This window comes from Nakamurella sp. GG22, assembly GCF_052976845.2.
Map to the genome: position 1 here is coordinate 154,582 of NZ_JBRIIO020000011.1, position 21,637 is coordinate 176,218.

The following is a 21,637-nucleotide window of genomic DNA, read 5'->3' on the forward strand; positions in this document are numbered from 1 at the left end:
AAGTGGTGGCCGAGCGCCGCGGGGAGCCGGCCAGCTATCGCTCCTCGGCGGGGCCCTGCCCGCGGTGCGGGAGCAGGGGCACCATCCCGCGCTGGATCTTCGCCTTCCACGCGGCGGCGGCCGCCGCCCGCGATCAGGCGTCGGCGGCCGAGAACACGGCCGTCTACGTCGCCATCGGACAATCGCTGGTCCCCGAGAGAGACGTCACCGACGGCGATGTCGCCGCCGGCGCGCTGCCGGCCGCGCTGACCGGCGCCTGGCGCGGGGTCGCGGCGGTGCTGTGGCGGATACCGCGTTCGGAGTGGGCCGCCGCCCTGGTCATGGTGTGCCGCATGCTGGAGCCGGTGGTCGACCGTCACGCCGAGTTCGATAACCGGGGCACCGGCGTCACAGCCAGCGCCGAGATCGGAACACCCGGTGCAGGACTATCCCCAATGTCAGCATGAGCGCGATGGCGAACGGGTAGCCGTAGGTCCACTGCAGTTCGGGCATCGTCGCGAAGTTCATGCCGTACACGGTGCCGACCAGTGTGGGCGCGAACAGGATCGCTGCCCAGGCCGAGATCTTCTTGACCTCCTCGTTCTGCGCGTAGCTCGCCTCGGTCAGTGAGCGCATCTCCTCGTTCTGCTGCTGCGCCACCAGGGTGGCGTTGACCGAGAGCGCGCTGGTGAGCAGTGCCCGGTAGGCGTCGGCCCGGTCCGCCAGATGCTGGACATGGTCGGCGACATCGCCGAGGTGGTGCTGCAACTCGACGTCGACGCCGTACTTGTCAAAGCCGCCGGCCAGCCCGTCCAGGATGTCGCGCAGCGCGTGGGTAGCCCGCTGAAATTCGATCACCTCGCCGGTCAGCTCGTAAATCCGGCGGGAGACATCCGGATCCCGCTCGAAGAGCTGGTTCTCGATCTCGTCGATGTCGTTCTGGAGGCCGGCGACGACCGGGATGTACTCGTCGACGACCTCGTCGAGAATGGCGTAGAGCACCGCTTCAGTCCCCAGGCGCAGCAATTTCGGAGTGGTTTCAAGCCGCCTCCGGACTTTGGCGAGATCGGGGCATTCGGCACGCCGGATGGTGATGACGAAATTTCGGCCGACGAAGATGTGCAGCTCACCGAATTCGACCTTCTCCACGTTGTCGAGATATCGCGCCGGTCGGACCACGACGAACAAGGTGTCGCCGTAGCGCTCCATCTTGGGCCGCTGATGCGCCATGATCGCGTCTTCGACGGGGAGCTCGTGCAGGTCGAACTCGTCTGCGATGGCGAGGATCTCGCCTTCCTCGGGACGGTAAAGGCCGATCCAGGCCATGCCGTGGCTGCGGGTGAAACTCTCGTGTGTCTCATGGGTCGGCAATGCCTGCGGAGCCCGCTGACCATCGACATACACCGCTTTGTCGATCAGCGTCATGGTGTCGCCCCTGTGGTGGACCCGCACGAACAATGGGCGCTCAGTGTCGCACCGCACTGTCCGGTACGTCCCCGCGTTCATCCATTGTTCGCACCAGCCGGGCCGACAATTCACATTGGCCGGAAAGGCTCCCTGGTGGGTGGGTCAGCTCTCGGGCGCGGAGGTCAGTGCCGGCGTGGTGTCGCCGCCGACGTTCTCACCGGTCACCAGGAACACCACCCGGCGGGCGACGGAGACGGCGTGGTCGGCGAAGCGCTCGTAGAACCGGGCGAGCAGCGCGATGTCCACGGCGGGACCGACCCCGTGCCGCCACGCCGGGTCGAGCAAAGCGACGAACAGTTCCTTCTGCAGGTCATCCATCAGGTCGTCTTCGACCTCGAGTTGGCGGGCCAGTTCGACGTCACGCTCGCGCAGCACGACGCCGGCCTGGTCGGCGAGGTGGACGCCGACGCGGCCCATCCGTTCGATGATCGGCCGCACCTCGGCCGGTACCGCATGCAGCGGGTGACGGCGCCGTGCGGCCTTCGCGACGTGCATCGCGAGTGCGCCCATCCGCTGCAGATCGGCGACGATCCAGATGGCCGAGATGACCGTCCGGAGGTCGGAGGCGACCGGGGCCTCCAGGGCGAGCAGCTCGAAGGCCACCTTCTCGGCGTTCGACCGCATCTGGTCGAGCTGGACATCGGATGCGATGACCTGTTCGGCGATCGTCAGGTCCGCGTCGAGGACGGCCTTGGTGGCATCGCGAAGCAGGTCGCTGGCGACCTGGCACATCGCCGATCCGTGATCACCCAGATCGGCGAGCCGGAGGTGGTAGGCCTGTCTCATACCGTCAACGATAGTTCCCCCCGCTCGTTCTGACGGAACTGTTCCGGTGAACGGCCGGTGAACGCCTGGCGACCCTGCCCGATGGGCAGCTCGCCGGGGCGCGTGCAGATCAGGCGCAGAGTTCCTGACCGGCGTTGATCGACGGGAGCTCCCCGGAGGTCAGCGTGGGCGGCTTGCCGCCGGATGCGGCCGCGGAACCGGTGGCAACCGTGCCGGTCACCTCGGCCCCCGCGGTCACCGGTGCGATGGTGCCGTCCCACGCCTCGCCCAGCAGCAGTCGGACCTTCTTGCCGAGCCCGTCGGTCGGCACCAGTTCGGCGCCCTCGACCGTGGCCGCGACCGTGAGCGCGGCGGCCAGGTTGGCCGGGTCGTACTCGACGGTGACCCCGGGACGGACATCGCCGTCCGGCGCCAGCAGGTCGGCGTCTGTGACGCCGAAGCCAGTGTCGTTCAGCAGCCCCATCGCCTCGGTCGCCACCCCGGACCGGCCGCTGACGTTCACCACCGTCAGGTCGACGGAGCCCGGGTCGACGGTGGTGGCCGAATCGGGTGCGCTGCTCGGAGCGGTGGACGAGGCCGCCGAGGTCTCGGTCGGCGCGGCCGACGCCGACGGTGTCTCCGCGGCCGACGGCTCGCCGGGTAGCCGACGATCGTTGGTCAACGCGTCGAAGACAGCGGGTGCCTTCGTCTCGTCGACGTCGAGCGCATCGGGGTCGCCTTCGCTCGGCACGGTCGGCAGTGTGAAGAAGGTGACCCTGCCCGGGTCCAGACTGCCGAACGACTGGGCGAGCGCGACGAGGTCGTCGATGCTCACGTTGTCGGTGAAGGTGTTCGTCACGAAAGCCTGCAGGAACGCATCCAGCGTCACCGGGTTCAGCAATGTTCCGGCGCTGGTGACCTGTTGCAGGATCGCGGACAGCACGATCTGCTGGCGGCGGATGCGGGCCAGGTCGGAGTCCGTGTCGCCCTTGACCTTTCGAGCGCGGACCAGGCTCAACGCCTGATCGCCCTTGATCTTCTGGACCCCGCCGTCGGCCACCACCACGCCCAGTTCGGCGTCGTCGATCCGGCCGCAGACGTTGACCGTCACGCCGCCCAGGGCGTCCACCATGTTCTGGAAGCCGGCGAAGTCGATGCCGATCACCCGGTCGATCCGCAGGCCGGTCAGGTCCTGGATCGCGCGCACCGAGCACTGCGGGCCGCCGACGGAGTACGCCGAGTTGATGTGCCAGCGGTCGCCCGGCTGAACCGGGTAGTTCTCCTCGGAGAGCTTGCCGGTCTTGGCATCCCAGCTCTTGCACGTCGGTGCATCGATCATGGTGTCCCGGGGGATCGACAGCACCGTGACGTGCTGCCGGTCGCCGGAGACGTGCGCGATCATCTGGGTATCGGAGTTGGCGACGTCGTCGCTGGTCGTGTCGTCGACGCCGCCGGCCGCGGTGTTGGCCGCGCCCACCCTGGTGTCGGAGCCCAGCAGCAGGATGTTCTCCGGCTTGTAGGAGGAGTTCGACTCGGCAGGGGGCGGGGTCGCTGTTGCGGTCACGATGTTGGTGTCGTCGGCGACGATGGCCTGCACGCTGCGGGAGATGATGCCGGAGTCGGCCCTGGACTTGATCGCCCATTCCCACCCGGTCCCGGTCAGCACGAGGATCGCGACAAGGGCGACGGCGATCCGACCGGCGATCAGCACCCGGTGATGTTCTCGGGCCCGGTGCCGGGGGGTGGAATTGGTCGTGGAGGTGGTCGCTGCCGTGGTGTCGCCATCGGGGTCGATCGCGGTGGTGGGGTCGCGCTGTTCGTCGGTCACGCGACCTCCCTGTCTCCGCTATGGCGTGCTGCCCGGTGCTGCTGCCGTCAGGTGAACTCGCCGTTCGACCGCCGGTGTGTGCATGCGTGCGCATGCGGTCCGCGTTCACCGCTGCCCGTTCCCGATCGTACGGACAGTGCTGATCTGGGCAGAATGTATCCCGGGCGGCGTAGCGGTCGACCCCGGTCGAGTCGCTCTGGCGGGGGAAGTACCCCGTTGCTACCCGAACGACGCCATTCGTACGGCTTCACCCGGATGACGCAGAGCAGACGTCCGGGTTCAGCCGACGCATACCGCTGTGAGCAATGCCTCACCGTCGTGCACGCCGAGGTGCAGGGTCGTGAGGTCCGTGCCGGTGACCCGGTCGCCGGTGTAGATCCGGATCAGGCTGGGGAGTGCGTAGACCGTGCCCGCCAGCGTGCCGTCGGTCGGCGCCCACTCCGGCGCTGGGCGCAGCGCCGGATACACCGGCTCGAAGCGGAGCGTGCTGGTCGCCGTCGGGCACTTGTCCAAGGCGGCGGCGGAACCCGGATCGACCACGGACGCCAGCACGTCCTGCTGCTCGGCGACCGCGCCGGCCGCCGAGCGGTTCAACCGATCGACGGTGGTCCTGATGGCATCCAGGTCGCCGACCGGAACGGCCGGCGCGACGGCGGTGGTCGGCGCCGAACCGCCCCCGGTGCATCCGGTGCTCAGTACGGCGCTCACCGCCAGCATTGCGGCGCAGAGCGCGACCCGGCGGCGGTCAGCCGCCGCCGTCATCCAGCTCCGCCCCCTCCGGCACCACCTCGGAGTCCGGATCGTCCAGCCAGCCGTACGGCAGCACGACCCTGCGCTGCGGCGAACCCTGCCGCCCGCGGGGGCCGTCACCGGCGATCGGGAACGGTTGATCCAGGTCCAGCCCGGCCAGCAGGTCGTCGAGTTCGTCCAGCGTCGACACCATGCCGAGCAGCCGCCGCGGCTCCGAACCGACCGCGAAACCCTTGAGATACCAGGCGATGTGCTTGCGCAGATCACGCATGCCGCGGTCCGGTCCCATTTCCTGGCACAACAGCTCGGCGTGCCGGCGGAGGATCACCGCGACCGCACGGAGATCCGGCGGGGTGGGTGCCGGCCTGCCGTCGAAGGCCGCCGCCAGTTCGGCGAACAACCACGGCCGGCCCTGACAGCCTCGACCGACGACGACGCCGTCACATCCTGTCGCCGCCATCATCGCGAGCGCATCGGAGGCAGCGAAGATGTCGCCGTTGCCGAGTACCGGGATGCTGGTGACCAACTGCTTCAACGTGCCGATGGCGTCCCAGTCGGCCTTGCCCGAGTAGTGCTGGACGGCGGTCCGGCCGTGCAGCGCGACAGCGGCGACCCCGCAGTCCTCGGCGATCCGGCCGGCATCCCGGTAGGTGATGTGCTCCGGGTCGATACCGATCCGCATCTTGACCGTCACCGGGACACCGGCGGGCCCGGCGGTCTGCACGGCTGTCCGGACGATCGATTCGAAGAGCTTGCGCTTGTAGGGCAGGGCCGACCCGCCGCCCTTGCGGGTGACCTTGGGAACCGGGCAGCCGAAGTTCAGGTCGATGTGATCGGCCAGGTTCTCCTCCATGACGATCCGCACAGCCTGCCCGACCACCACCGGGTCCACCCCGTAGAGCTGCACCGACCGCGGGTGCTCGTCGGCCCCGAACCGGATCATCTCCCTCGTCTTGGGATCACCGGCGACCAGCGCGCGGGTGGTGATCATCTCGCAGACGTACAGGCCGGCGCCGAAGCCCCGGCACAGAGAACGGAACGACGAGTTCGTGATGCCGGCCATCGGCGCGAGCACGACGGGGGGCCAGACCGGGTAGGGGCCGATGGCGAGGGTGCCCGCTCGGGCCGGTGCGATGGAGGAACTCACCCGACCATTGTCCCCGGTGCGGGGGGTGCTTCCTGCCGCTCAGCACGCTGCGCCTGTCGGACCGTTCCCGACGGATGGCAGGGTGTCCGCCATGAGCACCCCTCTGACCCTCGGCCGGCTCGACGCCGCGCCTGCTGCGGAGCGCCCCGAGCTCCTCGCCCCGTCGGTGCGGGCGGCGCTGGACGGCTGGACCGGCGTGGTCTCCGTGGCGCCCATCGATCCGGCACTGGCGGACACGGCCGCGTTCTGCGAGGCCTACGACGTCGCGTCCGCCGCCTCGGCCAACTGTGTCGTGGTCAGCGGCAAACGCGCCGGCGAGCAGCGCTGGGCGGCAGCGGTCGTGCTGGCGACCACCAGGGCCGACGTCAACGGTGTGGTGCGCCGGCGGATGGACGTCCGCAAGGTGTCGTTCGCGCCCATGGACGAGGCCGTCCGGATCACCGGCATGGAGTACGGCGGGATCACCCCGATCGGCCTGCCCGCCGGTTGGCCGATCCTGGTCGACGCGGCGGTCGCTGCGGCGGGGCCGGTGGTGATCGGCTCGGGGATCCGCGGCTCGAAGATCATCCTTGACGGTGCGGACGTGGGCCGGCTGCCCGGTGCCGAGGTCATCGAGGGCCTGGCGGCTCCGGTCTGATCGCTCGGTCTGATCCCGCGGTCCGACCGCCCGCGCTGTGCATCTTGCGCTGTCCCCTTAAGGTCGCTGACAAGTCTCTGTGGGTCTGCGAGCACTTCGGGAGATCACCATGTCCCTTGTCCGGGTGCACAACTTCTCGGTCTCCCTCGACGGCTTCGGCACCGGTGAGGGCCAGCGACTCGACGCTCCGTTCGGTCACGCGGGCACCCGGCTGCTGGAGTGGGCCTTCGAGACGCGCACCTTCCGCGAGATGGGCATCCACGGCGAGTCGGCCGGATCCTTCGGTGTCGACGAGGCGTTCGCCAGCAGGTGGGCTCCCGGAATCGGCGTGGAGATCATGGGGCGTAACAAGTTCGGACCGCAACGCGGCCCGTGGGAGGACGAGGAATGGAAGGGCTGGTGGGGCGACAACCCTGTCTTCCACACTCCTGTCGTCGTCCTGACCCACCACCCGCGACCGGTGCTCGAGATGGATGGCGGAACAACCTTCCATTTCGTCGACGCCGACCCCGCTTCGGCGCTCGAGCAGGCCCGCGCCCTGGCCGGTGGCCTCGACGTCCGGATCGGTGGCGGCGCGAGCACGATTCGGCAGTTCCTCGAGGCTGATCTGATCGACAACATGCACGTCGTCCTCGTGCCGATCATCCTGGGCCGCGGCGAACGGCTCTGGGGTGGACTGGAAGGGCTGGAAGAACGTTTCGACATCGAGGCGACACCCTCCCCGGCCGGGGTTCTCCATCTGATCTTCACCCGTCGCGCGGCCCGGTAGGCGCACGTCCAGGCCCGCACGCACGGGCCAGTCGAGAGATGGCGGTTCAGCTGCGATTTCTCGCCTGAAGGGACCGCAATCGCCATCTGGATCGTCAGGCGTCGCGCACCGCGGGCAGCACCTCGTCGGCGATCAGCGCGATGTGCTCGAGATCGGACAGGTCGAGCACCTGCAGGTAGCTGCGCTGGACCCCGGCCGCGCCCCACCTGCCGATGGCGTCGACGACTTCCTGGACCGTTCCGGCGAACGGACTGCTCCGCGCCTCCTCCGGTTCGCGCCCGATCGCGGCGGCCCGCCGGGCGAACTCGGCCTCGTCCCGACCGACACACACCGGGTGCGCCGTCGAATAGACCAGCGATCCCGGGTCGCGCCCGGCCTGCTCGCACGCCCCGCGCACCCGGCCGAACTGCGTCGTGGTGCTGTCCAGGTCGACGAAGCCCACGTTGAACTCGTCGGCGAACCGGGCGGCCAGCGCGGGTGTCTTCTTCGGTCCGTGACCACCGATGATGATCGGCACCCGGGGCGTGCCGTCGGCCGCCTGCTGCACGGGTTTGGGCAGGCCCGGAGCGCCGGCCAGCGTGTAATGCGTTCCGCTGTGGTCGAACGTCCCGCCCGCCGGGGTCGCCCACAGCCCGGTGATCACCTCGAGTTGCTCGGTGAGCCGGTCGAACCGGTCCCCGAACGACCGGCCGAAGTCGATCCCGTAGGCGGTGTGCTCCTGTTCGTACCAGCCCGTTCCGAGTCCGAGTTCGACCCGTCCACCGGAGATGTCGTCGATCTGCGCGACGGCGATGGCCGTCATCGACGGGTGCCGGAAAGTCGCCGAGGTGACCAGCGTGCCCAACCGGATGTCCGGGACGACGGCGGCGATCGCGCCCAGGTTGACGTAGGAATCCGACGGGCCCGGTAACCCGGTTCCGTCGCCCATCCGCAGCAGGTGATCGGAGCGGAAGAAGGCGGAGAAGCCGCCGTCCCTGGTGGCGCGGGCGACGGCCAGCAGGTCCGCATGGGAGGCGCCCTGCTGCGGCTCGGTGAAGATTCGGAGATCCATACCGGCCAGGTTGCCAGCAGCGATCTGGGACAAACGGCCCGGCCCGGCCCACTGTGGCAGGCTCCGCGATCATGGAGAGCACGCAGTCGATCCCGTGGCAGCAGGGCTGGTGGTCGAACCGCCCTCCGCACGTCGCGATCAACCGTGGCCGGCTCGTCATGCGGGCAGCTGAGGGCAGCGACGCCTGGCGGACCACCTCCTACGGCTTCGTCCACGACACCGCGCACGCCCTGCTCAGCGATCTCCCGGACGGGTGGGCCGTCCAGACCTCTTTCATCGCCGATTTCGACCAGCAGTTCGACCAGGCCGGCATCATGGTCAGAATCGACGAGAGTCGGTGGACCAAGGGCGGTCTCGAGTTCTGCGACGGATCGATGCAGGCGTCGGTCGTGGTCACCGACGGGAGGTCCGACTGGTCGGTGGCCTGGGTGCCGGAATGGTCGGGCAGCGAGGTCACGCTGCGGGTCAGCCGGTCCGGTGACGCCCTGACCTTCCGTATCAGGCGTGAAGCGCAGCCGTGGCGGTTCCTCCGGCTGGCGCCGATCGCCCCGGACGCCGTCGCCTATGCGGGGCCGTACTGCTGCGCGCCGTCCCGTGACGGGCTCGCGGTGACGTTCACCCGCTGGGAGGCGGGACCGGCCGACCGGGCCCTGCACGACGACTGATCTGATGGCCCGATGACTTCCGCCGCTGATCCCCTTGGCGCTGATCCCCTTGGCGCTGATTCCACTAGCGCCGATTCCGTTGGGCCGTTCGACACCGCCGCATTACTCGACCTCGCGATGCGCGGGGCACGCGCCGCCGGCGTGGAACTGATGAGCCGCTACGGCGTGATCCAGGGGCTGGACACGAAATCGTCACTGACCGACCCGGTCTCGGACGCGGACCGGGCCGCCGAACAGATCCTGGTGGACCTGATCACCGGCGAGCGGCCGGACGACGGGCTGCTCGGTGAAGAGGGCGCCAGCCGGGCCTCACGCTCGGGTCTGCGATGGGTGATCGACCCGCTCGACGGAACCGTCAACTACCTCTACCAACTGGACAACTTCTCGGTGAGCGTCGCCGTCGAGGACGGGGACGGCCCGCTGGTCGGCGTCGTGCACAACCCGACCAACGGCCGGACGTACCACGCCGTCCGCGGTGAGGGCGCGGCCGTCGACGGTCGGCCCCTGCGGGTCAACGACCCGGTGCCGATGGCCGGTGCGCTGATCGCAACGGGATTCGGGTACGACGCCGAACGCCGCCGGGTGCAGGGCGCGCTGATCGCCACCCTGCTGCCGCAGCTCCGGGACATCCGGCGGATCGGCTCGGCGGCGCTGGACCTGTGTGCCGTGGCGGCCGGCGCGGTGGACGGCTACTTCGAGGAAGGCGTGAAGGCCTGGGATGTCGCTGCCGGTGGCCTCATCGCGCGCGAGGCGGGCGCCCGGTACACCGTCGTCACGCCGACCGGCGCCGAGACGGGCTGCCTGGCCGCCGGTCCGGCCTTGTTCGACGAACTGCTGGCCGCGCTCGGTGCTGCGGACGTCTCCTGAACGCCGCGCGGTCCATCGGCTGAACCGGTCCCTGGCGCCGCGGGATCGGTTCCGTTCCGGATGAGAGGCGGCGGTTCAGTCACGGCTGCGTGGGGCGGGACCGGGCCGGACGGGAACTGAGGCTCGGCCCGCTCGGCTGTCCGTTGGAGCCACAACCACCACACGTCCCGGCCGAACGACTCGCCCAGCAACGCCAGCGCGGCCAGCAGCAGCACCACGACCGCCGCGTGCGGCAGGACCTGCGCCGCCGCGACGGTCAGCACCACCCCCTGAACAGCGGCGACCACCTTCCGCCAGTGGCGGGGCGGCAGGGATGCGCGCATCCACGGTGCCAGCACTCCGACCGCGACGAAGAGATACCGGGCGGCACCGATCATCAGCACCCAGGCACCGAACGACTCCGCCACGAACAGGCTCAGCACCAGGATCAGGAACGCGTCCACCTCCATGTCGAACCGCGCGCCCAGCGCGGACACCGTCCCGGTCCGGCGCGCAACCTGCCCGTCGACGCCGTCGAGGAGCAGAGCGACCGCGCAGAGTGCGACCAGCACCGGCACCGTGGCCGGAGTCGCGGCCCCGGCAGATTCCGCAGATCCCAGGGTTTCCGTCGACGCCGCAATCAGTGCCGCGATGCCGCCAACCAGCGTGGCTCGGGTCAGGGTGACGGCGTTCGCCGCACCCAGGGCGGTGCAGCTGTTCCGGTGCAGCGCGCGGGCGAGCAGCCCGTTGGTGACCAACCCGACCAGGATGCCGACCACCCAGCCCGCCGTCCCGATCCCGACGGTCGCCGCAAGGAGGCCGAGCAACGCCAGTTGGGCCGCCATGCCGGCGAGGGGGCCGCGTTGAACCGTTCGCACCCCAACCTCCGTGTCTATCGGGTGGGTGTCTATCGGGTGGGTGTCTATCGGGTGGGTGTCTATCGGGTGGGTGTCTATCGAGTGGGTGTCTGTCGAGTGGGCGTGTACCGGGTAGGAGTCCCACCAGTCAGTCCCTGTCGAGACCGTGTTCCCGAGACCGTGTTCCCGGAATCGTGATGCCGGGTTCGTGTACCGGTGTGGATGCCTACGCACGTAACACGACAAAGACGGGCGTGCGGTTCATGTCCAGCGGTGAAAGGGTGTTCCGGTGTCGGGTGTCGCACGTGCGTTCTGGCTGCGCGAACCCGGCGTCGGCGAGATCCGTACCGCGGCGCTGCCCGACCCGGGTCCGGACGATGTCCTCGTCCGGACGCTGTACTCCGGCGTGAGCCGCGGCACGGAGACGCTGGTGTTCCGGGGCGGCGTGCCGGCCGGTCAGTACGCCGCCATGCGGGCGCCGTTCCAGGAGGGCGACTTTCCCGGGCCGGTCAAGTACGGATACCTCAACGTCGGGGTCGTCGAGCACGGGCCCGCGGAGCTGTCGGGGCGCACGGTGTTCTGCCTCTATCCGCACCAGACCCGTTACGTGGTGCCGTCCCCCGCGGTCGTCCCGGTGCCGGACGGGGTTCCAGCCCGGCGTGCCGTGCTGGCCGGGACCGTCGAGACAGCGGTCAACGCACTTTGGGATGCGGGACCGCTGATCGGAGACCGGGTCACAGTCGTCGGGGCCGGGATGGTCGGCTGCTGCCTCGCGCGCCTGCTCACCCGGTTCCCGGGTGTCGACGTCACCGTGGTCGACGTCGACGCGAGCAGGGAACGAGTGGTGTCGGACCTTGGGGCGAGGTTCGCGGCTCCGGCCGACGCGGAGGGCAATCGCGACCTCGTCCTGCACACCAGTGCGACGTCATCGGGTCTGCAGTGCGCGCTCGATCTGCTGGCCGACGAGGGCACCGTCATCGACCTGAGCTGGTACGGCGACGCGGCGGTGCAGGTGTCGTTGGGCGGCCGCTTTCATTCCGGCCGGCTGGCCATCCGGTCCAGCCAGGTGGGCATGGTGTCGCCCGCGCGGCGGGCGAGCCGCAGCTTCACGGACCGGCTCGGGCTGTCCCTCGAACTGCTCCGGGATCCCGCTTTCGACGCGCTGCTGACCGGTTCATCGCCGTTCGAGGACCTGCCGCAGGTGATGGCGGCCCTGTCCGACGCGCGCCTTGCGGCCCTGTGCCACACCATCGACTACACCGATCCGTCGGACGGCGCCGCGGACATCGCGGGCTCCGGTGGTCGGCGATGACGACAGTGTGCGATGACGACAGTGGGGTGCCGCGATGTTCAGCGTGACGGTCCGCGATCACATGATGATCGCGCACAGCTTCCGCGGTGCGGTCTTCGGCCCCGCGCAGCGGCTGCACGGCGCAACGTACGTCGTCGACGCCACCTTCAAGGGTGAAACCCTCGACGGCGACAACGTTCTCGTCGATATTGGCCGGGCGGCCGAGGTGCTGAAGCTGATCGTCGGGGAGCTGAGCTATCGGAACCTCGACGAGCTGGACGAGTTCGCCGGCATCAACACGTCGACGGAAGCGCTCGCCCGGGTGGTCGCCGATCGGCTGGTCGAAAGAATCGGGGCCGGCGAGCTCGGGCCCGGCGCGCAGGAACTGGACGCCATCGCCGTCACGCTGCACGAATCGCACGTCGCGTCGGCCGGTTACGAGCGACAGCTGTGAACGCCGGGCCGCTGCGTGGACCGGCCGGCTTCGGCGCGGTGCACGTCGTGGTGCCCGAAGGCATCTGCGACCCCGCGCGGCCCAGCGGTGGGAATGTCTACGACCGACGGGTCTCCCGGGGGTTGGCCGGCCTCGGGTGGTCGGTTTGGGTCCGGGAGGTGCCGGGTTGCTGGCCGTCGCCGGACGCCGCCGCCCTGGCCGCGCTGGCCGCGGCAGTGTCCGACGTCGCCGACGGCGGTGTCGCGCTCGTCGACGGTCTGATCGCGTCGACGGCACCGCGGGTGCTGGTGCCGGAGGCCGCCCGGATCGCGCTGGTCGTCCTGGTCCACCTGCCGCTGGGCGCCGCCGCGACGGTCGACGAGCCGCCCGGCGCGCACGCCAGGGAGGGTGCCGTCCTGGCGGCCGCCGCGGCCGTGGTGACGACGAGCGGCTGGACCAGGGACCGGCTGGTGAGTCGCTACCCGTTGCCGCGCGACCGGGTGCACGTCGCGCAACCGGGCGCGGACCCGGCAGAGCCCGCCACGGCAACGACCGACGGTGGGCGGCTGCTCTGCGTCGCCGCGGTTACACCACTCAAGGGCCAGGACGTGCTGGTCGCGGCGCTCGCGACGATCACCGACCTCGACTGGAGCTGCGTCTGCGTCGGGCCGGTCGATCGCGACGACGCCTTCGCCGATCGCATCGGCCGGGAGGTGAAGACCACCGGCCTCATGGACCGGCTGCAACTGACCGGCCCGCTGCACGGCGCCGACCTCGAACAGGCCTACGCCGCCCGCGATCTGCTGGTCGTCGCCTCCCGGATGGAGACCTACGGGATGGCCGTAACGGAGGCACTGGCCCGTGGGATTCCGGTCCTCGCAACGGATGTCGGTGGAATACGTGAGGCCCTCGGTACCGCCGCCGACGGCAGTGTGCCGGGACTGCTGGTGCCGCCCGACAGCCCGGACGCGCTGGCAGCAGCGCTGCGCCGGTGGCTCTCCGAACCGGGCCTGCGTCGCCGCCTGCAGGCTTCGGCCGCGGAGCGGCGGCGTCATCTGCGGACCTGGACGGACGCGTCGTCCGACATCTCGCAGGTGCTGATGGCGGTGTCGGCATGACCGCCCGCGCCGCGGACCTGAGCGTGGACTGGCTGACCCTGCGGGAGCCCGCCGACGCGCAGGCCCGGTCGGTCGATCTTGTCGAACGGGTCCGCCGGTGGCTGCCGCCGGACCGGCCAACGGTGATCCACGATCTCGGCTGCGGCACCGGGTCGATGGGGCGCTGGCTGGCGCCGCAGCTGAGCGGCCGTCAGCACTGGATGCTGTACGACCGAGAGCCCGGATTTCTGTCCGTCGCCGCGTCCGGCCTGCCCACCACCGGCCCTGCCGGGGAGCAGATCTCGAGCGAGACCAGGTTGGAGGACATCACCAGGCTCGACGACGGGCGGCTCGCCGGCGCGTCCCTGATCACCGCATCAGCGTTGCTGGACATGCTCACGGCGGACGAACTCGACCGCATCGTTGCGGCCTGCGTGCGGGCAGGATGCCCTGTGCTGCTGACGCTCTCGGTCACCGGCCGGGTCGAGCTCGCGCCACCGGACACGCTGGACGGGGCGATCGTGGCCGCGTTCAACGCGCATCAACGACGCGACACGGAGAGCGGCACCCTGCTCGGTCCGGACGCGGTCCTGATGGCGGCCGAGTCCTTCGAGCGGGCGGGCGCGACCGTCATCGACCGGGACACTCCCTGGCGGCTCGACGCCTCGCACGCTCCGCTGCTCGCCGAGTGGTTCGCCGGCTGGGTACGGGCGGCCTGCGAGCAGGAGCCCTCGCTCACCGCCGCTGCCACCGACTACGCCGGCCGTCGCGCTGCCGAAGCCGCCGACGGTGCGCTCCTGGCCACCGTGTGGCACCGCGACCTGCTCGTGCTGCCCACGGGCGACGGGTGGAGCGCGGCGGCGGACTCACCCGGCGAGGAGCCCGCGCGATGACCCGCCGCCAGTGGACCTGCCTGAAGGTGCTCGGCGGCGGCGCGATGCTCGTGCTGCTCGGCTGGCGGCTCGGCAGCGGACCGGTGATCGACGGTCTACGGACCATCGACGGCTGGACGCTGGCAGCTGGCAGCGGCATCGCCGTGCTCACCACGGTCTGCTGCGCGTGGCGCTGGCGGCTGGTGGCCCGCGGCCTCGGCGTCGGGCTCTCGCTGCCGGCGGCGGTTGCCGCGTACTACCGCTCCCAGTTCCTCAACGTCACGGTGCCGGGAGGTGTCGTCGGCGACGTGCACCGCGGAGTCGTGCACGGGCGGGACGCCGGTGACGTCGGCCGGGGCCTCCGCGCGGTCGGCTGGGAGCGTTCCGCGGGTCAGGTCGTGCAGGTCCTCGTGACGGTGGCCGTGCTGGTCGCGCTGCCGTCACCGGTGCGGTCGCTGATGCCGGTGTTCCTCGTCATCGCGGGGACGGCGGGCGTCATCGTCGTCGCGGTCCTGGTCCTGCCGGCCCGGCGGCGCGGTGGGTCGGCGCGATGGATGCGCTGGGTGCGGACCGCCAGGTCGGACATCCGTACCGCACTGGTCGCCCGGCAGGCGTGGCCCGGCATCGTCATCGCGTCCGCCCTGGTCGTCACCGGTCACGGCGCCACCTTCCTGATCGCCGCCCGGACCGCCGGTTCGACGGAATCGCTGGATCGGATGATTCCCCTGGCCGCACTGGTGATGCTCGCCATGGCGGTCCCGGTCAACGTGGGAGGGTGGGGCCCCCGCGAGGGGGTAGCGGCCTGGGCGTTCGGATCCGCCGGAATGGGTGCCGCGCAGGGCTTTTCGACAGCCGTGGTGTACGGCGTGATCGTCCTTGTGGCCAGCCTGCCCGGGGCCGCGGTGCTGGCGGTCGCCGGCCTTCGGCGCTCGAAGAAGGTGGCCGGTGGCTGACCGCCCGTACACCCTGCTGAGCTGCGGCATGTCGATCGACGGCTACGTGGGTGGCCCGACCGACCGGCGGCTGATGCTGTCCAACGCTGCCGACTTTGACCGGGTGGACGCGGTCCGGGCGTCCAGCGACGCCATCCTGGTCGGTGCCGCGACGGTCCGGAATGACAATCCGCGATTGCTGGTGCGGACCGACGCCCGACGCGAGGAGCGGGTGGCGCTGGGACTGCGACCGACGCCGATCAAGGTGACGGTCACCCGCGGCGCGCAGCTGGATCCCTGCGCGAACTTCTTCGCCATGGGGGAGACCGACAAGCTCGTCTACTGCCCGACCGGCACCGTCGCGGAAGCCTGCCGGCGGTTGGGACCGGTCGCGACTGTCGTCGACGGCGGTCCGTCGGTGGACCTGGGCCGGGTCAGCGAGGACCTCTGGGAACGCGGCGTGCGGCGGCTCATGGTGGAGGGCGGCGGCACGGTTCTCACCCAGTTCCTGACCGCGGATCTGGCGGACGAACTGCACCTGGTGGTCGCGCCGTTCTTCGTCGGCGACTCCAGGGCGCGCAGGTTCGTCGGTGACGGCAGCTTTCCGTGGAACGCGGATCGTCGCGCAACGCTGGCCGAGGTCAGGCAGATCGACGACGTGGTGCTGCTCAGGTACGCGTTGTCGGCCCGCTTCACCCCCTGACCGCGGGTTTGTGGTCGTTCAGCGCCTGCCCTCGATGATGTCCCGGAAGCGCCCGAAGGATGCCCGTGGGTGCCGGTCCAGGGCGTCGTCGACCCGGACCAGCCCGGAGTGCCGGGTGAAGCCCTCGGTCCACTCCCAGGAGTCGAGCAGCGACGAATGGAAGTAGCCGCGCACATCGCAGCCCTGGCCGATCGCCGCGTCCACGGCGGCGAGATGGCTTTCCAGATAGGCGATCCGGTCGAGATCAGGTTGCGGTCGGCCGCCGGTGACGATGTCGCCGAACGCGCCACCCGTCGCGACCACGTACACCGGCGGCAGTGTGGGATACCGGCGGGTGAGCGTCACCACCGCGGTTGTCAGGGACGCGGCATCGACCGGCCAGCCCGCCTCCGTCACGTCGGCGGCCGCAGGGACCTCGAGTGTGAACGGGATGCGCGAATTCTCCGGGGCGGCCGCGACCGCTGTCGGGTGTGCGTAGCTCATCGCATAGAAGTCGAGCGGTGCCGCGATCGCCTCGAGATCGCCTTCGAGGACGGTATCCGTTGCCGCGTCGGGCATGTCGAGCACGGAGGGCGGGTACGAGCCCAGCAGGACAGGGTCGGCGAACTGCCTGTTGTGGTAGGCGTCGTACCAGCGCGCGGCCGCGCGGTCCGCGCCGGACGGGCGCGCAGGTCGCACGACGGTGTGCTGATTGAGGATGCCGACGGCGCCCGTCGCTGCGGACCGGAGTACGGCGGTGACCCGCCCGTGCGCCAGCAATTGATGATGCGCGGCCTGGAAGGCGCCGCCCAGCAACGTCAGGCCCGGCGCGTCGATGCCGACCGCGTACCCGTAGGCCGTCGGGAGCAGCGGTTCGTCCACGGTGGTCCAGGCGGCAACCCGGTCACCGAAGGCGGTCGCCGCCAACACGGCGTACTCGGCGAAGGCGTCGACGGTGGACCTGGTCAGCCATCCGCCCTGTTCCATGACCTCCAACGGCATGTCGGTGTGGTGCAGGCCGACGAACGGCGCGATCCCCCGTTCGAGCAGTCCATCGATCAACCGGTCGTAGAATCCGATGCCGGCCGGGTTGGCCGCGCCCGCGCCCCGGGGCTGGATCCGCGACCAGGACAGCGTGAACCGGTAGGCCGAGGCGCCCAACCCGGCAAGCAGATCCAGGTCCTGTTCCCAACGGTGGTAATGGTCGACGGTGGTCGAGGGGTTGCTGCCGTCGGCGATCCGGCCGGGCACCGCGCCGAAGACGTCCCAGATGGAGGGTGTTCGCCCGTCCAGGGCCGACGCGCCCTCGATCTGGCCGGCTGAGGTCGCCGTGCCGAGCAGGAAACCGGTGGGGATCCTTGCGTGCTGACCGGCCGGCCCGGTCATCCGCCGGGCATGTACACGCCGGTCAGTTCCGCACCCGCGTCCGGAAGGTCGGCCCAGCCGGAGGTCGTCCCCAGCACGGCGATGGCGCCGGCCGTGAAGTGCCGCAGGTCGTCGACGGAAGGACGTTCCGCTGGGCCGTCCTTGAAGGCATCGGGAGCCGGCTCCGCAGTAGCCGCGATGGCCGCCAGTTGAGCCGCCGTCGCCGGGATACCGGGCGCGTGTCCGACCACCAGCACCGTCTGTGCCGCGGCCGGCAGCCGGGTGATCAGTCCGATGATGTCGCCGGTCCCGCCGCCGTAGAGATCCTCGGCGAACTCGACGGGGGCGTCGATGCCGGTAGCGGCCAGCGTCTGCCTGGTCCGGGTGGCGGTCGAGCACAGCACCGCATCGACCGCCGGCAGGGTCCGGGATATCCAGGCACCGGCGGCGGCTGCGTCGCTCCGGCCCTCCGACGTCAGTGGTCGGTCGTGGTCACGCGTACCGCCCTGGTGCCCTGCGGATGCGTGGCGCATCAGGATCAGCGTGCGGGATTCGGCCAATTCGGGCTCCGTGGGTCGGGTCGGGCGGTTCCGGTGGGGCGTGCGCCGATGGTGTCAGATCCCCGCAGGTTCGCGATGCGGGTCCGGGGCGCCGGTCCTGGTGACGGTGCGAAACGGGGCCGGCCGATGAGCGATCCTGTGGGGACGGGTACGGTGTTGAGCGAAATCGCGCACCGCCGTCGCCGTTCCCGGACGATCACCAGCACAAAGCCAAGAAAACTTGAGCGTTCGTTTGAATCGGCGTCCAGCTTGTGGTGTTATGAGGTTCTGGTCCAGAAGAGGCGCCAGGAAAGTTCCTGAAGTTCCAGGGAGATTCCTGTGCCACCTGACGATCTTGATTCGGCCAGCTTCACCGGCACCGCTACCCTTCCCCCCCGGCGTGCCCCGGGAAGCCCCACCATCGCGTCTGCACCGACCGGCGACCGCGCCCAGCGCGTCCGCGAACTGCTCGAACGTTCCGCGGAGTGCACAGACCCGACCGAACAGCAGAAGTACCGGCGGTCCGTCGTCACCGAGTACCTCCCGGTTGCGCGATCGCTGGCATCGCGGTATGCGGGTCGCGGCGTCGAGCGCAGCGATCTGGAACAACTTGCGTTTCTCGGCTTGGTCAAAGCTGTCCGTAGATGGCAGCCGGGCCGCAGCGAGGATTTCCTGCAGTTCGCCGTACCGACAATTGTTGGTGAGATCAAGCGTTACTTCCGCGACCATTCCTGGTTGGTGCGGCCACCGCGCCGGATCCAGGAATTGCGGGCGGCCATCAACGAGGCCGAGCAGACCTATCGGCATGCGGACGGGACGGGCCCGAGCGAGTCCGAACTTGCCGCTGCCACCGGTGTGTCTTCCCGCGACATCGGCGAGGCCCGAGCGGCCGCAGCATGTTGCCGACCGAGGTCGCTGGACGAGGGACAGGGCATCGGGTTGGCCCTCGCGCTCGGCTGGGGCGACGAGGATCCCGAGCTCCGGCGAGTCGAGGACAGGGTCACCGTGCAGCGCCTGTTGGCCACGTTGACCGACCGTGAGCGCGAGGTCGTCCGGATGCGTTTCGAGAACGGTTGGTCGCAGTCCCGGATCGGTGCCGAGATCGGCGTCAGCCAGATGCAGGTCTCCCGCTGGCTGCGGACGATCGCGGAGAAGCTGCGCGGCTCGATCGAGATGTGACCGCGCGGCCGGCTGGCCTTCGGGTCAGCCGGCCAGCGGGGACCCCGTCGGTCCGTCCGGTCCGTCGGCCTGCGGTTCCGGAGTCACGGCCGCGGCCCGCGCGGCGGACTTCGCTCCCTCCGCCTCTGCGGGCAGGCGCCCGGTGCGGATCAGTTCCCCCGCGACCTCGTGCAGCTTGATGTTGTGCTGCTGCGAATAGCGGCGCAGCACCGAGAAAGATTTCTCCGACGACAGCTTGAACCGCTCCATGAGCATCCCCTGCGCCTGACCGATCAGGTGCCGCGAGTCGATCGCACGCCAGAGGTCCCGCTCCGAGCGCAACTTGGCCAACGCCACCGACGCATGAGCCGCGACCACCCGTGCGACTTCGAGCTCGTCGCTGGAGAAGTCGTCCTTGGATTCGTAGTACAGGTTCAGCGCACCCAGCACCCGGGCATCGGTGAACAGGTGAACGCTGAGCGCGCTGCCCAGTCCCAGGTCTGCGACGGCCGGCCCCCAGCGGGGCCACCGGGCGTCGCTGCGGGTGTCGACGATCAGGTAGGCCCCGCCGTTCTCGGCCGCGCGCAGGCACGGCCCTTCGTCCAGCGAGTACTGCAACTGGTCGGCCTGCTCGACAAGGCCCCCGGAGCTGGCTGTGGTCTCCACGCCGCCATCGGCGCGGACCAGGGTCACGCTGGCGCCGGTACATCCACAGCTCGTCACCGCCAGGTCGACGACCGACTGCAGAGCCGCTTGGACCTCCGAGTTCCCGGCCACCTTCCGTGCGGCCTCGGCCAGCTGCGATTCGGACGCCGCCTCGGCGTCGGCCGCGCCGGGCACGCTGCCCGCGCTGTCCGTGTCGGGCGCCATATCGAACGAAGTCACAGAGTCTCCCTCATATCACCGAGCATCATCCAGCATTGTCCCCCCGTTTCCAGCCCGTACGTCCGTTTGCAGCGGGACGCGGCCATATGTCAACGTGTGTACACGTATCAACATGTCGTCGGATGCGACATCTTTCGGCATCAGACGTGTGAAGCGGATGGTGCAGGTCATGCTGGTCGAAGAGGAGTTCACCCTCCGGCAGTCGTTGCCTGCCCGAACGGACGAGGACGATCTCGGGCGAGTGGCCGAGATGTTCAAGCTTCTCGGCGACCCGACACGGTGCCGGATCCTGTATGCGCTGCTCGCCGAACCGGACCTGAGGGTCCAGGACATCGCGACCGGCACTGTCACCCCCCGGACGACGGTCTCCGCCGCACTCCGGCTGTTGCCAACAGCCGGCGTGGTGGTCGGCCGGCGGGAGGGCAGGACCGTGCATTACCGCGTCGCCGACGAGCACGTCGCGGAGTTGCTGACCGTGGCGTGGCAGCACACCGCCCACGCCGAAAGTGACGCCGACATCGATGCGCCGGGCGACATCCCTGCTGAACGCGAAGAGCACTCCGACGGAGATGGTCACCTCGGTGTCACCTCCAAGGCGGTTGGGGTGTTGTGATCGGGCACCAGCACGGCGGCGCCGGACACGGTGCCGACGCCGATCGCGGCGGGCACGGCGACGCAGCGGCGCCGCACTCGGCCGCCCGATTCCGTGGCCGGCTGGCGATCACCTTCGCGCTCACGGCGGCATTCTTCGTCGTCGAACTGGTCGTCGGTCTGATCGCCGGTTCGCTGGCGCTGATCGCCGACGCGGGCCACATGGCCACCGACGTGCTGGCGCTGGGTGCTTCCCTCGTCGCCACCCAGCTCGCGACCCGGCCGGATGGATCCGGCCGCCGCACCTACGGCCGCTACCGCGCGGAGGTCTTCGCCGCGGGCTTCGCGGTCCTGCTGATGGTGGGGGTCGGGGCGTTCATCGTCGTCGAGTCGATGTCCCGCGTGGGCGGTGATCCGGACGTTGCCTCCACGCCGATGGTGGTGGTCGGGCTGATCGGCCTGCTGGTCAACGGCGTCGGGCTGATCCTGCTGCGGACCGGGTCGAAACAGTCGATCAACATCAAGGGTGCCTACCTCGAGGTCCTCGGCGACGCGGCCGGATCGGTCGGTGTGCTGGTCGCCGGCCTGCTGATCAGCTGGACCGGATCTTCCGTGTGGGACCTGGTGGTTGCCGTCATCATCGGGATGTTTGTGCTGGTCAGGGCCGTCAGTCTCGGCCGGTCCGTGCTCAGGGTGCTCGGCCAGCACACTCCGGAGGGCATCGATCCGGCGGCCGTCGAGGCGGATCTGGCCGCGGTCCCCGGGGTGCTTGCGGTCCACGATCTGCACCTGTGGGCGCTGACGTCAGGGATGAACGTCGCGACCGCCCACCTGGTCTCCGCACCGGACGCCGACAACCATGCGGTGCTCGACGCCGCCACCCTGGTGCTGGCCAGCGTCCACCACATCGACCACGCCACCCTGCAGGTGGAACCGGAAGATCACAGCTCCTGCGGGGAAACCGCTTGGTAGGTCAGCCGATCGGGTGGCTCGGCCGGCCTGGTGGCTCGGCCGCGCGGTTGCCCAGCCGC

At 70.1% G+C, this 21,637-nt stretch carries 23 protein-coding genes and 1 pseudogene; 14 read left to right on the forward strand and 10 right to left on the reverse strand.

Features of this window, described 5'->3' with window-relative positions; genetic code table 11:
• Positions 1-5: 5 nt before the first annotated feature.
• A complete protein-coding gene (locus ACVBEQ_RS13175) occupies positions 6-446 on the forward strand; it encodes a hypothetical protein (RefSeq protein ID WP_447153753.1) in 441 nt (146 codons plus the stop codon).
• Here ACVBEQ_RS13175 and ACVBEQ_RS13180 read toward each other — a convergent pair.
• The 5 genes from ACVBEQ_RS13180 to dusB all read right to left on the reverse strand — a co-directional run bounded on the left by ACVBEQ_RS13180 (position 388) and on the right by dusB (position 5,936).
• On the reverse strand, positions 388-1,404 hold the full coding sequence (locus tag ACVBEQ_RS13180) for a magnesium and cobalt transport protein CorA (protein ID WP_447153754.1): 1,017 nt from the start codon (positions 1,402-1,404) through the stop codon (positions 388-390). The two genes, ACVBEQ_RS13175 and ACVBEQ_RS13180, sit on opposite strands and share 59 nt — an antisense overlap.
• 144 nt (positions 1,405-1,548) lie before the next feature.
• On the reverse strand, positions 1,549-2,232 hold the full coding sequence (phoU, locus tag ACVBEQ_RS13185) for a phosphate signaling complex protein PhoU (protein ID WP_447153755.1): 684 nt from the start codon (positions 2,230-2,232) through the stop codon (positions 1,549-1,551).
• A gap of 109 nt (positions 2,233-2,341) precedes the next feature.
• Positions 2,342-4,039: an LCP family protein gene (locus ACVBEQ_RS13190; protein WP_447153756.1), complete on the reverse strand. Its 1,698-nt coding sequence runs from the start codon at positions 4,037-4,039 to the stop codon at positions 2,342-2,344.
• Between the two features lie 279 nt (positions 4,040-4,318).
• The gene (locus ACVBEQ_RS13195; protein WP_447153757.1) at positions 4,319-4,801 is read right to left on the reverse strand and encodes a hypothetical protein; all 483 of its coding nucleotides are present in this window, start codon (positions 4,799-4,801) and stop codon (positions 4,319-4,321) included.
• Entirely contained in the window at positions 4,785-5,936 is a 1,152-nt protein-coding gene (gene dusB / locus ACVBEQ_RS13200) for a tRNA dihydrouridine synthase DusB (RefSeq protein ID WP_447153758.1), read from the reverse strand. The genes ACVBEQ_RS13195 and dusB overlap by 17 nt, the downstream gene beginning before the upstream one ends.
• A gap of 91 nt (positions 5,937-6,027) precedes the next feature.
• Here dusB and ACVBEQ_RS13205 point away from each other — a divergent pair, with 91 nt between their 5' ends.
• Positions 6,028-6,573, forward strand: coding sequence for a YbaK/EbsC family protein (locus ACVBEQ_RS13205; RefSeq protein ID WP_447153759.1), 546 nt, complete (start codon positions 6,028-6,030; stop codon positions 6,571-6,573).
• A gap of 109 nt (positions 6,574-6,682) precedes the next feature.
• Positions 6,683-7,342, forward strand: coding sequence for a dihydrofolate reductase family protein (locus tag ACVBEQ_RS13210; RefSeq protein ID WP_447153760.1), 660 nt, complete (start codon positions 6,683-6,685; stop codon positions 7,340-7,342).
• Between the two features lie 94 nt (positions 7,343-7,436).
• Here ACVBEQ_RS13210 and ACVBEQ_RS13215 read toward each other — a convergent pair whose 3' ends face one another.
• Positions 7,437-8,393: an LLM class F420-dependent oxidoreductase gene (locus ACVBEQ_RS13215; protein WP_447153761.1), complete on the reverse strand. Its 957-nt coding sequence runs from the start codon at positions 8,391-8,393 to the stop codon at positions 7,437-7,439.
• Positions 8,394-8,464: 71 nt separating this feature from the next.
• Here ACVBEQ_RS13215 and ACVBEQ_RS13220 point away from each other — a divergent pair, with 71 nt between their 5' ends.
• Complete coding sequence (locus ACVBEQ_RS13220; protein WP_447153762.1) at positions 8,465-9,058, forward strand: DUF1349 domain-containing protein; 594 nt, start codon at positions 8,465-8,467, stop codon at positions 9,056-9,058.
• Positions 9,059-9,070: 12 nt separating this feature from the next.
• Complete coding sequence (locus tag ACVBEQ_RS13225) at positions 9,071-9,925, forward strand: inositol monophosphatase family protein (RefSeq protein ID WP_447153763.1); 855 nt, start codon at positions 9,071-9,073, stop codon at positions 9,923-9,925.
• 263 nt (positions 9,926-10,188) lie between these two features.
• Here the strand turns inward: ACVBEQ_RS13225 and ACVBEQ_RS13230 are convergent.
• Positions 10,189-10,749 (reverse strand): annotated as a pseudogene (locus ACVBEQ_RS13230) (CDP-alcohol phosphatidyltransferase family protein); the annotation flags it as partial.
• Between the two features lie 301 nt (positions 10,750-11,050).
• On the opposite strand from ACVBEQ_RS13230, the gene ACVBEQ_RS13235 reads away from it, so the two are divergent.
• Genes ACVBEQ_RS13235 through ACVBEQ_RS13260 form a run of 6 tightly spaced genes read left to right on the forward strand, consistent with a single transcriptional unit; the run spans position 11,051 to position 16,089 of the window.
• Positions 11,051-12,073, forward strand: coding sequence for a zinc-dependent alcohol dehydrogenase (locus tag ACVBEQ_RS13235; RefSeq protein ID WP_447153764.1), 1,023 nt, complete (start codon positions 11,051-11,053; stop codon positions 12,071-12,073).
• Positions 12,074-12,107: 34 nt separating this feature from the next.
• Entirely contained in the window at positions 12,108-12,506 is a 399-nt protein-coding gene (locus ACVBEQ_RS13240) for a 6-pyruvoyl trahydropterin synthase family protein (RefSeq protein ID WP_447153765.1), read from the forward strand.
• Positions 12,503-13,603: a glycosyltransferase family 4 protein gene (locus ACVBEQ_RS13245; RefSeq protein WP_447153766.1), complete on the forward strand. Its 1,101-nt coding sequence runs from the start codon at positions 12,503-12,505 to the stop codon at positions 13,601-13,603. The genes ACVBEQ_RS13240 and ACVBEQ_RS13245 overlap by 4 nt, the downstream gene beginning before the upstream one ends.
• Positions 13,600-14,475 (forward strand): class I SAM-dependent methyltransferase, encoded by an 876-nt coding sequence (locus ACVBEQ_RS13250; protein WP_447153767.1) that lies wholly within the window; start codon positions 13,600-13,602, stop codon positions 14,473-14,475. Before ACVBEQ_RS13245 ends, ACVBEQ_RS13250 begins: the two co-directional genes overlap by 4 nt.
• Positions 14,472-15,407 carry a lysylphosphatidylglycerol synthase transmembrane domain-containing protein gene (locus ACVBEQ_RS13255; RefSeq protein ID WP_447153768.1) on the forward strand — a complete coding sequence of 312 codons (936 nt, stop codon included), beginning with the start codon at positions 14,472-14,474 and terminating at the stop codon, positions 15,405-15,407. Before ACVBEQ_RS13250 ends, ACVBEQ_RS13255 begins: the two co-directional genes overlap by 4 nt.
• Positions 15,400-16,089 carry a RibD family protein gene (locus ACVBEQ_RS13260; RefSeq protein WP_447153769.1) on the forward strand — a complete coding sequence of 230 codons (690 nt, stop codon included), beginning with the start codon at positions 15,400-15,402 and terminating at the stop codon, positions 16,087-16,089. The genes ACVBEQ_RS13255 and ACVBEQ_RS13260 overlap by 8 nt, the downstream gene beginning before the upstream one ends.
• A gap of 18 nt (positions 16,090-16,107) precedes the next feature.
• Here the strand turns inward: ACVBEQ_RS13260 and ACVBEQ_RS13265 are convergent, their stop codons facing one another.
• Positions 16,108-17,454, reverse strand: coding sequence for a glycoside hydrolase family 1 protein (locus ACVBEQ_RS13265; protein WP_447153770.1), 1,347 nt, complete (start codon positions 17,452-17,454; stop codon positions 16,108-16,110).
• Complete coding sequence (locus tag ACVBEQ_RS13270) at positions 17,451-17,966, reverse strand: SixA phosphatase family protein (protein WP_447153771.1); 516 nt, start codon at positions 17,964-17,966, stop codon at positions 17,451-17,453. The genes ACVBEQ_RS13265 and ACVBEQ_RS13270 overlap by 4 nt, the downstream gene beginning before the upstream one ends.
• A 345-nt stretch (positions 17,967-18,311) precedes the next feature.
• Between ACVBEQ_RS13270 and ACVBEQ_RS13275 the strand changes: the two genes are divergently transcribed.
• Positions 18,312-19,151, forward strand: a complete 840-nt coding sequence (locus ACVBEQ_RS13275) for a sigma-70 family RNA polymerase sigma factor (RefSeq protein ID WP_447153772.1) — start codon at positions 18,312-18,314, stop codon at positions 19,149-19,151.
• A 24-nt stretch (positions 19,152-19,175) separates the two neighbouring features.
• On the opposite strand, the gene ACVBEQ_RS13280 is transcribed toward ACVBEQ_RS13275, so the two are convergent.
• Positions 19,176-20,015 carry a GAF and ANTAR domain-containing protein gene (locus ACVBEQ_RS13280; RefSeq protein WP_447153773.1) on the reverse strand — a complete coding sequence of 280 codons (840 nt, stop codon included), beginning with the start codon at positions 20,013-20,015 and terminating at the stop codon, positions 19,176-19,178.
• A 169-nt stretch (positions 20,016-20,184) separates the two neighbouring features.
• Between ACVBEQ_RS13280 and ACVBEQ_RS13285 the strand changes: the two genes are divergently transcribed.
• Positions 20,185-20,628, forward strand: coding sequence for an ArsR/SmtB family transcription factor (locus ACVBEQ_RS13285; RefSeq protein WP_473163178.1), 444 nt, complete (start codon positions 20,185-20,187; stop codon positions 20,626-20,628).
• Positions 20,625-21,578 (forward strand): cation diffusion facilitator family transporter, encoded by a 954-nt coding sequence (locus tag ACVBEQ_RS13290; RefSeq protein WP_447153775.1) that lies wholly within the window; start codon positions 20,625-20,627, stop codon positions 21,576-21,578. The genes ACVBEQ_RS13285 and ACVBEQ_RS13290 overlap by 4 nt, the downstream gene beginning before the upstream one ends.
• Positions 21,579-21,637 lie beyond the last annotated feature (59 nt).

Excerpts from the sequence above, each read along its gene's own strand:
- ACVBEQ_RS13285 (WP_473163178.1), top strand. The coding sequence starts at position 20,185 with ATGCTGGTCGAAGAGGAGTTCACCCTCCGGCAGTCGTTGCCTGCCCGA.
- ACVBEQ_RS13220 (WP_447153762.1), top strand. The coding sequence starts at position 8,465 with ATGGAGAGCACGCAGTCGATCCCGTGGCAGCAGGGCTGGTGGTCGAAC.
- ACVBEQ_RS13205 (WP_447153759.1), top strand. The coding sequence starts at position 6,028 with ATGAGCACCCCTCTGACCCTCGGCCGGCTCGACGCCGCGCCTGCTGCG.
- ACVBEQ_RS13250 (WP_447153767.1), top strand. The coding sequence starts at position 13,600 with ATGACCGCCCGCGCCGCGGACCTGAGCGTGGACTGGCTGACCCTGCGG.
- ACVBEQ_RS13270 (WP_447153771.1), bottom strand. The coding sequence starts at position 17,966 with ATGCGCCACGCATCCGCAGGGCACCAGGGCGGTACGCGTGACCACGAC.
- ACVBEQ_RS13240 (WP_447153765.1), top strand. The coding sequence starts at position 12,108 with ATGTTCAGCGTGACGGTCCGCGATCACATGATGATCGCGCACAGCTTC.
- ACVBEQ_RS13265 (WP_447153770.1), bottom strand. The coding sequence starts at position 17,454 with ATGACCGGGCCGGCCGGTCAGCACGCAAGGATCCCCACCGGTTTCCTG.
- ACVBEQ_RS13195 (WP_447153757.1), bottom strand. The coding sequence starts at position 4,801 with ATGACGGCGGCGGCTGACCGCCGCCGGGTCGCGCTCTGCGCCGCAATG.
- ACVBEQ_RS13180 (WP_447153754.1), bottom strand. The coding sequence starts at position 1,404 with ATGACGCTGATCGACAAAGCGGTGTATGTCGATGGTCAGCGGGCTCCG.
- ACVBEQ_RS13210 (WP_447153760.1), top strand. The coding sequence starts at position 6,683 with ATGTCCCTTGTCCGGGTGCACAACTTCTCGGTCTCCCTCGACGGCTTC.
- ACVBEQ_RS13225 (WP_447153763.1), top strand. The coding sequence starts at position 9,071 with ATGACTTCCGCCGCTGATCCCCTTGGCGCTGATCCCCTTGGCGCTGAT.
- ACVBEQ_RS13215 (WP_447153761.1), bottom strand. The coding sequence starts at position 8,393 with ATGGATCTCCGAATCTTCACCGAGCCGCAGCAGGGCGCCTCCCATGCG.
- phoU (WP_447153755.1), bottom strand. The coding sequence starts at position 2,232 with ATGAGACAGGCCTACCACCTCCGGCTCGCCGATCTGGGTGATCACGGA.
- ACVBEQ_RS13255 (WP_447153768.1), top strand. The coding sequence starts at position 14,472 with ATGACCCGCCGCCAGTGGACCTGCCTGAAGGTGCTCGGCGGCGGCGCG.